The organism is Bacteroidales bacterium (assembly GCA_023228145.1).
Lineage (GTDB): Bacteria > Bacteroidota > Bacteroidia > Bacteroidales > CAIWKO01 > CAIWKO01.
Map to the genome: position 1 here is coordinate 1 of JALOBU010000027.1, position 11,893 is coordinate 11,893.

Annotated in this window: 9 protein-coding genes and 1 tRNA gene; 7 read left to right on the forward strand and 3 right to left on the reverse strand. The window is 36.2% G+C overall.

Going from position 1 to position 11,893, the window contains the following annotated elements; genetic code table 11:
- Nucleotide 1: 1 nt before the first annotated feature.
- Both M0R16_11320 and M0R16_11325 read right to left on the reverse strand, forming a co-directional pair.
- A tRNA-Gln gene (locus tag M0R16_11320) sits at nucleotides 2-74 on the reverse strand.
- Between the two features lie 302 nt (nucleotides 75-376).
- Nucleotides 377-2,080: a glutamine--tRNA ligase/YqeY domain fusion protein gene (locus tag M0R16_11325; GenBank protein MCK9613461.1), complete on the reverse strand. Its 1,704-nt coding sequence runs from the start codon at nucleotides 2,078-2,080 to the stop codon at nucleotides 377-379.
- 81 nt (nucleotides 2,081-2,161) lie between these two features.
- Between M0R16_11325 and folB the strand changes: the two genes are divergently transcribed.
- Both folB and M0R16_11335 read left to right on the forward strand, forming a co-directional pair.
- A complete protein-coding gene (gene folB, locus M0R16_11330) occupies nucleotides 2,162-2,512 on the forward strand; it encodes a dihydroneopterin aldolase (GenBank protein MCK9613462.1) in 351 nt (116 codons plus the stop codon).
- A 55-nt stretch (nucleotides 2,513-2,567) separates the two neighbouring features.
- Complete coding sequence (locus M0R16_11335; protein ID MCK9613463.1) at nucleotides 2,568-3,710, forward strand: metallophosphoesterase; 1,143 nt, start codon at nucleotides 2,568-2,570, stop codon at nucleotides 3,708-3,710.
- Between the two features lie 145 nt (nucleotides 3,711-3,855).
- On the opposite strand, the gene M0R16_11340 is transcribed toward M0R16_11335, so the two are convergent.
- Nucleotides 3,856-6,273 (reverse strand): DUF5686 and carboxypeptidase regulatory-like domain-containing protein, encoded by a 2,418-nt coding sequence (locus M0R16_11340; protein MCK9613464.1) that lies wholly within the window; start codon nucleotides 6,271-6,273, stop codon nucleotides 3,856-3,858.
- Between the two features lie 328 nt (nucleotides 6,274-6,601).
- Between M0R16_11340 and M0R16_11345 the strand changes: the two genes are divergently transcribed.
- The 5 genes from M0R16_11345 to M0R16_11365 all read left to right on the forward strand — a co-directional run bounded on the left by M0R16_11345 (nucleotide 6,602) and on the right by M0R16_11365 (nucleotide 11,816).
- Nucleotides 6,602-6,964 carry a YraN family protein gene (locus M0R16_11345; GenBank protein ID MCK9613465.1) on the forward strand — a complete coding sequence of 121 codons (363 nt, stop codon included), beginning with the start codon at nucleotides 6,602-6,604 and terminating at the stop codon, nucleotides 6,962-6,964.
- Between the two features lie 11 nt (nucleotides 6,965-6,975).
- Nucleotides 6,976-8,373: an rRNA pseudouridine synthase gene (locus M0R16_11350; GenBank protein ID MCK9613466.1), complete on the forward strand. Its 1,398-nt coding sequence runs from the start codon at nucleotides 6,976-6,978 to the stop codon at nucleotides 8,371-8,373.
- A gap of 79 nt (nucleotides 8,374-8,452) precedes the next feature.
- Entirely contained in the window at nucleotides 8,453-8,800 is a 348-nt protein-coding gene (locus M0R16_11355; GenBank protein ID MCK9613467.1) for a hypothetical protein, read from the forward strand.
- A 233-nt stretch (nucleotides 8,801-9,033) separates the two neighbouring features.
- Nucleotides 9,034-10,590, forward strand: a complete 1,557-nt coding sequence (locus tag M0R16_11360) for a glycosyltransferase family 39 protein (protein ID MCK9613468.1) — start codon at nucleotides 9,034-9,036, stop codon at nucleotides 10,588-10,590.
- Between the two features lie 38 nt (nucleotides 10,591-10,628).
- Entirely contained in the window at nucleotides 10,629-11,816 is a 1,188-nt protein-coding gene (locus tag M0R16_11365) for a hypothetical protein (GenBank protein MCK9613469.1), read from the forward strand.
- Nucleotides 11,817-11,893 lie beyond the last annotated feature (77 nt).

The following is an 11,893-nucleotide window of genomic DNA, read 5'->3' on the forward strand; positions in this document are numbered from 1 at the left end:
GTTGTCCCGTCAGGGGTCGAACCTGAACTCTTCTGATCCAGAGTCAGACGTGTTGCCAGTTACACCACGGGACAATGCGGGTACAAAATTATGAATTTTTATAAATAAAAAATGAATTTTTTGATTTTTATCACTCTCGTCATACTCAAATTCATTTCGGACATGCTGAGCCGTTGTTCTGGAAAAAGATTCTATTTGATGAAAATCAAGAACAACGAGTCCCTGCCCGACTGCAGGCGGGGAAGTTGACCGATTAAGAAAAAGTATTTCGGATTATAACATTTGAGCTACATTTCAGCCTCAAAAATATGAGACTGCTTAATGTGACTCAATATCTTTTTCCACCAGACCGTTTGGATAAAAATAAGGATATAAATTATTTTGGAGGTTGCCAGACACCTTTTAATCCCACGGTTTTATTAAAAACTTTCAGTTCATTTGTTGAATCTGGATCCACACAAAAATACCCCACGCGTTCAAACTGCACGATGTCGCCAGATTTAAGATGATTTGTGGCAGGCTCGGTAAAACATTTAACGATTTTCAGTGAATCAGGATTAAGATTTGACCTGAAATCCATTCCTTCGGTAACGTCTTCCGGATTTTCCTTAGTAAAAAGTTTGTCATACAATCGGGCTTCGGCTTCAAGAGTGTATTTCGCCGACACCCAGTGTATGGTGGCTTTCACCTTGCGGTTGCTGTCGGGCATGCCACTGCGTGTATCGGGCAAATAAGTACAATGTACTTCTTTTACCTTGCCATTTTCATCCTTTTCAACACTGTCGCAGCGAATAATATAGGCATATTTTAGCCGCACTTCGTTTCCCGGATACAAACGAAAATATTTGTGAGCAGGCACTTCCATAAAATCTTCCTGTTCTATGTACAATTCACGGGAAAAAGGAATCTTTCGTGTCCCTGCTGCAGGGTCTTCGGGATTGTTAACAGCTTCCATTTCTTCTTCCTTGTCTGCAGGATAATTGTCCAGTATAAGTTTTACGGGGTTTATCACGCCCATCATGCGGCGGGCTTTTTTGTTGAGGTCTTCGCGCAGACAGTGTTCCAGCAGTGAAACATCAATAACATTATCGCGTTTAGCCACTCCAATTATATCGGCAAAATTCCTTAGGGCTTCGGGAGTATATCCGCGGCGGCGTATGCCGCAGATGGTGGGCATGCGCGGGTCATCCCAACCGTTAACTACTTTTTCCTGAACCAGTGACAACAGCTTGCGCTTGCTCATCACAGTATAATTTATATTAAGGCGGGCAAATTCTATTTGCTGTGGGGCATATATCTCCAGCTCCTGAATGAACCATTCGTACAATGGGCGGTGTACTTCAAACTCAAGGGTACATATTGAATGTGTTATGCGTTCAATGGAATCGCACTGCCCATGGGCAAAGTCGTACATCGGATATATACACCACTTGTTTCCTGTACGATGGTGGTCGGAATGTAAAATCCGGTAAAGTATCGGGTCGCGCATAAGCATATTCGGGGAGGCCATATCAATTTTTGCCCTAAGAACTTTTGCCCCGTCGGGGAATTCACCGTTTCGCATACGGGCAAATAAATCCAGGTTTTCTTCAATGCTGCGGTTGCGGTAAGGGCTTTCTGTTCCGGGCTTTGTTACGGTTCCGCGGGTGGTGCCCATTTCTTCCTGAGTCAAATCACAAACATAAGCTTTCCCCTTTTTTATCAGCCTGACTGCATATTCGTATAAAGTTTCAAAATAATCCGAGGCATAAAACTCTCCATCCCACTGAAATCCCAGCCAGCGGATATCTTCCATAATAGAATCTACATATTCCGTGTCTTCTTTTGTAGGATTTGTATCATCAAAACGAAGGTTGCATTTTCCTCCGTATTTTTTGGCCAGTCCGAAATTCAGGCATATAGATTTGGCATGGCCTATATGCAGATAGCCGTTAGGTTCCGGCGGAAATCGCGTATGTACTCTTTGGTCATTTTTCCCTTTTAAAAGGTCTTCTTCAATGATTTGTTCAATAAAATTCAATGATTTTGCATCACTCGCAGCAGATGATAAAGGGTTCAAAGTGTTGAAGTTTTCTTCCATAAATAGTTTTTTGCTATAGAGATGCAAAAGTAATCATTTACCGTGTTTTTTGGCTAATTTTGCCCCCTCAAATAAATTTTTATGGGTAGAATAATTCTTGAAAATATTGAGTTTTACGCTTATCATGGTTGTTTTACCGAAGAGCAGATTGTTGGCAGCAAATTTCTGGTAACTGTAAAATTTGATTACAACAGCATGGAGGCTGAAAAAACGGATAGCCTTTCAAAAACCATTAATTATCAGGAAGTATATGTTTTGATAAAAAAAGAAATGGAACAAAAATCCAGGTTGCTTGAACATGTGGCATCGCGAATAGCGGATGCTATTAAAAATAATTTTCATGAAGCAGAGAAAATTTCTGTAAAAGTTACAAAAATTAATCCTCCTTTAGGGGGCAAGATAGCGGGCGTTAGCTTTACCATCAAGAAATAATTAAAAATGAGTTTATAATGGTTTATTTTCAACGAACCCTATGAAACCGTATGCCATGATTGTTTTTCTTATCATAGTCTTTACAGTTCATCTGCTGGTTAACATTTATATTTTTCTGCGCGGCTGGCAGGCATTAGCATTCGCTCCTTCCATAAGGCCTTATTATATTGCATTGTTTGTTGTTTTGTTCTTATCATATATTATAGCCCGTGCATTAGAAAATTATATTGGCTATACCATTGCAGGTGTTTTCAATTGGATAGGCTCTTTCTGGTTTGCTGCAATGCTGTATTTTTTTCTCCTTATTCTTTGCATAGATATTATTCGCTTGCTTAACTACTGGTTTCATTTTTTGCCCGCCATATTTTATGCCGATTATGCCAAAACAAAAATTCTGGTAATGCTTGGTTCTATAATGGTGGTTTTCCTTTTGATGATATATGGTTTTATTAACGCATCGCAGGTGAAAATTTCAAAACTTGATTTAAAGCTAGATAAAAAGGCCGGGCAGCTGAAATCTTTGAATATTGTAATGCTTTCAGACATTCATTTAGGAACTATTATTGGCGCAAAAAAACTTAAAAAAATAACGAAGACAATTAATACTTTATCGCCTGATATTGTTTTGTTTGCCGGTGACCTTGTAGATGAAAATATCCGTCATGTTATTAAACAAAATCTGGGAGAACACCTCGAAAATATCACATCAAAATATGGCTCTTATGCTGTTCCCGGCAATCATGAGTTTATTGGCGGGGCAAATGCTGCCATTGCCTATCTGGAAAAGCATAGCGTTAAGTTTTTGCTCGATTCTGCAGTTCTGATTGACAGTGTTTTCTGGCTTGCCGGACGTAACGACAAAGATATGAAACGTTTTACAGGAAAGGAACGCCAGCCTCTTAATTCACTATTGGAAGGTGTTGAGAAAACATTGCCTGTCATCTTGCTTGATCATCAGCCTTTTTATCTTGAAAAAACTGCAGAAGCAGGAGTGGATTTGCAATTATCAGGGCATACACATAACGGACAAATATTTCCGCTCAATCTAATAACAAGAGCTATATATAACCCCGACTGGGGTTACAGAAAAATTGGCAACAGTCATTTTTATATTTCCTGCGGTGTTGGAACGTGGGGGCCGCCTTTAAGAATAGGAAATCATCCGGAAATTGTAAACATTACCCTTCATTTTATATAGCTGCTTAAACCTTTTATTAATTTTACAAAAAATTCCAGTATAAACCTGGGCGAGATATTAATGTTTGTTTTTTTTAATCCAAATTCGTCATTTAAAAATTAATTTCTAATGACCGTTATTTGACTCCATTTATTCCCGGGGGGTATTACCTGCTCCCCGAAATTTTAAAACTAAGTTTAAGGGCGAAATTTTTCAGCTCATTATCAAAAGCATAGGCTCCATAACGGTAAAAAACACCAACGCCCAGCTTCAGGTAAGCGAGATTGAACAATTTCAGTCGTAATAAATTGTCGAACATCAAACCCGATTCAAAATACCATTTATCTGGAACTTTGAAATCAATACCACTGTGATATTCTTTATGTGAAAGCTCTCCATAAAGTATGCTTTGGCATATATTTGGTTCGGGCCTGAATTTTTTTCCTTTAAATAAATAATTTCCAAAAGAATGCCTGAAATGAAAAGCAAAATATCGGTCATATAAAAATTCATCAATACGCATGGTCTGAAACGTATTCCTGAAATAAAAAACAAAGCTTGTTGTATAAGAACCCTTGCCTTTAAAAAGTTTTGTATAAGGCACTTCACCCCATATATAACCCGCTTCAAGAAACAGATATGTTTTCCCCAGGTGTTTTATTAAAAATTCCTTTTCCAGTGCCAGTTCCAGTTTGTCATAATTGAATTGCCCTCCCAGCAAGCCTTTAAAGCCATGAATATACGTTAAATATAAAACAGGATACTTTGTTCCGAGTGTATATCGTTTATTAAAAGCATCAATAAGTTTTTCGTCGTGAGCATAGCGAACACCGATTTTCAATTCGGTATATTTATGAATATTTCCGGCAAAAGTGTCTGATACTGTTGGTAAATAGTAATATGGATATTCCGGATTGCGGTTTTCATGCAATCCCGAAATTTCAAATTGTGCATACCTTAATGTCCTGAAATTAAAATATATATTGAGCTTTTCTGCAAAATCAATCCGGTCAATCAGAAATTCATTCCAATAAGAAAAATTTCGAAACCCCACAAAATCTGTCATCCCAGGAGTTTCCAAATCTTTAAGATAATACGCTCCAATAAATATTTCATGTTTTTTTGATAATGTAAATTCAAAATTACCGCCGTATTTAAATTTTTTGTCCCAAAAACCGTAAGCACCAAAGCCGCCGATGGTAAACCACCGACAAAGTTTTTCGTTAGTGCGAAGTCCCAATCCAATCCTAACACCTTCAATATTATTATAATTAAAAAGTTCCTCTAGTGAAAAGTCTAAAAAACTAAGTGGGATATAGCCTTCGAGTATTTTTTCAATTGCCAGAGAATAATAATCAAACTTATGTTTCTTTCCTAAGGAATCAATGACATGATACGTTTTTATTTCCTTTGCAGTGAGGGAATCTTTTCGGGAATTTTGCCAAAAGTCTGCATTACGAGAACCAGCTCCATTTTCAAAAACAAGATTGCTGGGGCCGAAATTTGAATTTTTCAATTCAGGGGAAAAATTAACATCAGAAATATAGCTCCTTCCCTTCATCACCACGCCCACTTTTTCTGAGGGATAATTAGGCAATAACCAGTCGTAATTAAGCTGTGACGGAAACCAGTATTTGTTATCCACAAATGTGTATAGTTGCTGTATTTTTATGGACCACAACCCTTCTTCGGCGGGCTGCGCAATTACATTCTGAATAGCATATCGGTTAGAATTAATGTAAAGAACTCCTTTCAAAGCATTAAAATTTTTTCCTTTCATGGGCATAAAAGAAATAACAAATACGCTGTCATTGCCGTCAAACAATGTGTCTTCCAGTATAAAACTGTATCTGCCAATACTTCCATTACTTATGGGGTTTAGATAGTCTTTTACGTCCGTTATGGAAAGCGAAATAAAATCCGTATAAAACGAAAAGGGTTGTATATCGGTGGCAAGTGTCGTAAAGTTTGCGTCAGTAAACCCTGAAACTTTTGTTCCCAAAACGGTTTCCTGGCTTTTCCCATCCTTGTAAATACGTTCGGTAAAGGCTTCGAGCATCATTATATGTTGTTCATCGGCTAAACGACTCATCTTCAAAAAAGTACTATCATCTTTTAACTTTGAGTCGGGATTGGAACTAATGGTATATTTTGTTTTGTCTAGATACCATTCGGCAACGACTTTGTTGTAACAATTATACTTAAATAAAGGAATGTTTTCCGGATTGTTTATTTTCTTATTTGCCTGAACTTTCCGTATAATGTTATGAGCGGGGTTTTCGCCCGGATATATTTCCACGCCGCTTAATTCAAGGCTTTTGCGCAGCATCAAGATTTTTAGTGATTTTGCCGGGGCCGTCATTTTGACAACAACAGGGTTATACCCGACAAACTTAAATGTCAGCGTTTGTATGGGAGTGGGCGATTTAAAATAAAAATTTCCGTCAATATCCGTTGAGCCGCCAAAATCGTTGTCGTTGACCAGAATATTAACAAAGGCCAGGGGCGCCCCGGTTACCGAGTCAATAACTTTACCAAATGCGAGATGTTGTGCCGTTGAAATTAAAACGGCTATATGCAACAAAAAAACAAATATGAAAAGGCGGCGTATCATTGCGGCAAAGAAAATAAGAATTACTGTAATAACAGATTGTTTTCTTTAAAATTGCATTTAAAAAACTTATTTATGGGTATTTATTTTATGTAAATTTGTGCTTCAGCTTGTAAATTCAGGTTGTTATTGTAAGCATTTGGATTTCCCGAAATGAGAAAAATAATTGGATACATCGCGAGGAATATCTACAAAAACAAGTTCTCTCAATTACAAGAACAACTTCTTTTTGAATACTCATTTTCATTGAAGGGTAAAAGAAATTTGATTAAAAACTACAATTGTAATAAAGCATTTTCAAATGGCCGAACATAACGAACTCGGAAAACAGGGCGAAGATGTTGCTGCAAAATACCTTGCTGAAAAAGGATACAAAATTTTGTTCCGTAACTGGCGTTATGGAAAAGATGAACTTGATATTATTGCCGAAACGGACACCCACCTTGTTTTTGTTGAAATAAAAACCCGAAGCAATATCATTTTCGGTGAACCCGAAACTGCTGTAACCAAAAAGAAACAAAGCTTTCTGATACGTGCGGCAAATGCGTACATCGAAAAAAATAATTGCACAAAAGAAGCCCGCTTTGATATTATTTCCGTAATTTTGCCGTCGCATCCTGTGCATATAAGCCATATTGAAGATGCTTTTTATCCAACTCTTTGAAATTTTATATTATGAAAAAATCCGGTAGTTCCCCTTTTAAAAAAAACACTAACGGCCAGAAAAACCGGAAACCAAGCGATAAAAAACCTTTTTCCCGTAAACGCTACGACAAGCCATCTGGTAAATATAGCCACGAAAAAGAAGGCTCATCAGTTCCTTCTGCTAAATCCTTTGAAAATAACTACAGTGGCTCTGAAAAAAAATATTCTAAAACAAGCGGCTACAAAAACAAAACAACAAAACCATATAGAAAAGAAGAAAAAGATGGCCCTGACAGGCCAATAGAACGTTACATCCACAAAAGAAGCAGCGAAGACAAAAAACCATATTCCGATAAACCATATGGTTTGAGAGAAAAAAAATATAGGGAGAAATCAACGTATTCTGATAAAAAATTCACCGGCAAAAATAATTACAAAAAAAGAACAACACGTCCATCCCGGAAAGAAGAAGGTGTTGCCGACAGGCCAATAGAGCGTTATACCCACAAACGAAGTAGTGAAGATAAAACATCCTATACTGACAAGCAACATTTTTTGCATAATGGTGAAAATGAAAACACTCATTTTTCGAACAAAAAAAGGCCGCGCAAAACAGAACAAAAAACGTATATCCCCCGAAAACATGAATATCGCAATACGGAGATATTTGTGCAAGACAACACGTATGCCCCGCGGCGTAATCAAAACAACAAGCTGGGAGAAAAAGGTATCCGCCTGAACAAATATATTGCTAATGCGGGTGTATGCTCCCGCCGCGAAGCAGACAAACTTATTGAGTCGGGCGCAATTACTGTAAACGGAAAAATAGTTACACAGTTAGGCATAAAAATTAAACAAGGAGATGTGGTAAATTTAGGTGGTCAAATATTAAGCGGAGAAGCGCTGCAGTATTTACTTTTAAATAAACCCAAAGGATATCTTACCACAACAGACGACCCTCAGGAAAGGCAAACCGTAATGGAAATCATTAAGGACGCTTGTAAAGAGCGAATCTATCCTGTGGGCCGACTGGATAAAAACACTTCGGGTTTGCTACTGTTCACCAACGATGGTGAGCTTGCAAAACGACTTACGCACCCGAAGCACAGAGTTGAAAAAGTTTATAAAGCCGTATTGGATAAACCGCTTTTGTATGAAGATTTAAAAAAAATTATTGCAGGTATCGAACTCGAAGATGGTTTTATTAAGGTGGACGATATCGCTTACGGTGAAACAAAAAAAGAAATAGGCTTAGAACTTCACTCCGGCAGAAACCGTATTGTACGAAGAATTTTTGAATCATTGGGTTACGAAGTAATAAAACTTGACCGTGTTGTTTTTGCAGGGTTAACGAAAAAAGATTTGCCTCGGGGAAAATACCGTTTTTTGAGCAACGAAGAAGTGAATATTTTGCGAAGAATCACATAAATCATTCAACTGCCATCTTCTTCCGTTTTAAATTTTATTATTTTTACACAAGATATTAAATCCATAAAATTTTTTACGTATGAAAAAAATATTACTTGTTTCTTTCGCAGTCCTTATGCTGTTTGTGTTATCTTCTTGCAATAAACTTGAAAAACAAATTGTAGGTACATGGACAAAATCGGTTCTCTCTGTTACGCTGACAGCGGTTTTTTCTGACGGAGGCTCTATAACCCTTACATGGGGTGCTTACAACACCAACGGAGTTTATTCTTTAGACGACAACGAGCTTACAATAACCACCAACGATTGTGTACCAGTCGGGGTTTATACCATTGCCATTGATGGAGATGCAATGACTTTAGTAAAAGTAAGCGATGATTGTGACGGACGTAAAGATTTGCTGGCCGGGGTGTTTAATAATAACTGATTTTTTACTTTACGATGGCTTTCTTAAAGAACCGCGAGTTCCGATAGCTCCCTGTAAGCCGGCATAAAGCTGTATTCCGGCTAAACAGCCCTTCGTTATCGGAATTGCCATTGCTGTTCCATAGAGCATTTATGTTGCGGCTTATAAATTCTAAAATTTTATTTTTTGAATTAATGCAATTATATTTGCTGAAAAGATATTTTTTGTTTTTCATAGAGATTAGAAAACTTTGAATGCATAAATTTTCAAAATTTTTTCTTTTACTACTTCTGTTTCATACGGTAATAAGAATATTTATTACTGTTTTCACTAATTTGGGCGTGGATGAAGCATACTATTTTGCATACGGTTTGTATTTAGACTGGAGTTATTTTGACCATCCTCCCATGGTTGGATTGCTTGTCAGGGCTTCAACATTATTGTTTAACAGCAATTCCGAACTCGGCGTCAGGATGCTGGCACTAATTATAGGAACTATAAATCTCATTTTAATTTATAAAACAGGTCAACTATTAAAAGACAACATGACCGGGTTTTATGCCGCTTTATTGTTTTCGGCATCCTTTTACTGTTCTATCATATCCTCTGTTTTTGTTCTGCCCGACAATCCTTTAACTTTTTTCTGGCTTCTGGCCGTATATTTCTTTATTCAATTTTTATATGCAGAAAGGAAAAAACAATTATACCTTATTTTCTTTGGAATAGCTGCCGGCATGGCTTTCCTTTCAAAATATTCGGCTTTGTTTTTATGGCTGGGGTTGTTGTTGTTTGCATTAAAGGAAAAAAAATTAAAACTTTTTAAAAATCCCTATTTGTATGTTTCTGCAATTGTTTCTTTAAGCCTGTTTTTGCCCGTAATCATATGGAATTTCAACAATGACTTATCAAGCTTTGCGTTTCATGGTAAAAGAATTGTTTTTGAAAACCTGCAATTTAAACCAGGATATTTTGCTGCGGAATTTTTCGGGCAGTTATTTTACAACAATCCTGTAAACATATTTATTATTTTGTCCAGTATGGTGTTTTTTTTAAAAAATAAAAAACAAGTAAAGGAGCCTGCGATTTCTTTTTTGTTTTTTGTGAGTTTGCCGGTTATTGTTACTGTTTTATTTATTTCTTTTTTTAACAGAACACTTCCTCATTGGAGTGGTCCTGGCTATCTCGGACTCATATTATTTTCGGCAGTTATGCTAAGAGAAAAACATAATAAATCAACAAATTCCAAAGCATTTAAAAGCGTTTTTTTAGGAAATATTTTTTATTTATTTATAGTTGTATCTGGGCTGGTTTTCGTTAATTACGGCATTTTTTTAAACAGCAAAAACTCTGAAGCCGAGACATTGGGAAAAAACGATATAAGCCTTGACCTGTACGGGTGGCAACAAGTTAAGGAACAAACTGTAAAAATGATAAATGACGACCTTAAGAATGGCCAAATTGACAGCAATTATGTATTTATAACACACAACTGGTTTCCTGCGGGACATATTGAATTTTATATTGCAAGTCATTTTAAAAAGAATTTGTATGTTTATGGAAACGCAAATCACGCCCATCAATATTTACGCATTAACTATCTTAGGGGTGCCATTCCACAAAATACCGATGCTTATTTTATAACTACCAGCCGTTATTACAGCTACCCGGAACAATCATTACTAAATAAATTTGAACACTTTGATGCCGGAGAAACCATACGTGTTTCAAGAAATTCCAAACCAGCATACAATGTTTTTATTTACAGATTGAAAAAAGCAAAAGCGGAATTTTCCGCCTCTAATAATCTTTAAAATAACCATCATTTGCCGAAACCAAAAAAAACATAACAATGACAAACAGAAAAAAAAAGCGATTTTTAAAAACCATTATAACGCTTTTTGTCATTTTGTTAATCATAATTACCCTTCCTTATTATAAAACAAAAATTTATCGTTTTTCAGAGCCGGCACCTTTTAAAGGCGAAATATTTTATAATCCTTATGAAAATTTAAAGGAGAATTGGATAAAAGCCAATTTCCATGCACATTCAAAAACATTTGGAGGCATTACTAATGGAAAAAACACCGTTGAAGAAATTATTGAAAGATATGTTTCTTTGGGCTATAATCTCATAGGTATTTCAAATTATAACCAAACTACCGAAAAGAAAATTTCACAAAAAATATTCTTTTATGTATATGAACATGGCTATAATTTGATGCGTTCCCATCAATTGGTAATAAATTCAGAAAAACCATCCTATTTTGATTTTCCTCTTTTTTTAAGCAGAAGCCATAAACAGTACATCATAAACGACATTAAAAAAGAAAACAACATCATTGTTCTTGCGCATCCTTTATTTAAGAAGGGTTACAGCCATGACGATTTAAAATACCTTGTAAACTACGATTGTATTGAGGGTGTAAGCCCCATGGCTCAATCTGTTTCGCATTGGGATTATGCGTTATCTCATGGTCATACCGCATGGATAATGGGAAATGACGATGCACACGATATAACCGATGGCAAGTCCGGCGTTTGCTGGACAATGATAAACGCAGATACACAGGAAGAGAAAACCGTCATGGAAAGTTTAAAAAGAGGCAGCTTTTATGCCGTAAAAGGTTGGCTGGGGCAGGAAATGAACCGGATAAAAAGTGTTGCTGTACACCATGATACATTTGAACTGGTGCTTGACAAAATTTCTGATTCTATAATTATAAAAAGCGATTGGGGAAAAACCGTTTCTTTTGAAATCAATACTGATAAAATTACTTATAAAATAAAAGAATCAGATTCTTATATACGCGCAGAGATTTTTGATACCGAACCCTACAACGATTACACAAAAATTTACCTTAATCCCGTCATCAGAACAAATGATAATTGTTTTATTAAACACAACAATACCATTCAAAAAAATTATACGGCAACTATATTTTTTGTTGTTTTGTTAGTTTTAGTTCACTGTACTTTGATTTATCTGATTTTTTTATTAAATTTCAGAAAGAAAAAAGTAAATAAATTTTTACCATAAAAAAATTGTTATACAATTTAAGTTTTCATACCCTCAGTGTTTAGCTAAATCGGGTTAAGTTTAATAAATTTGTATTA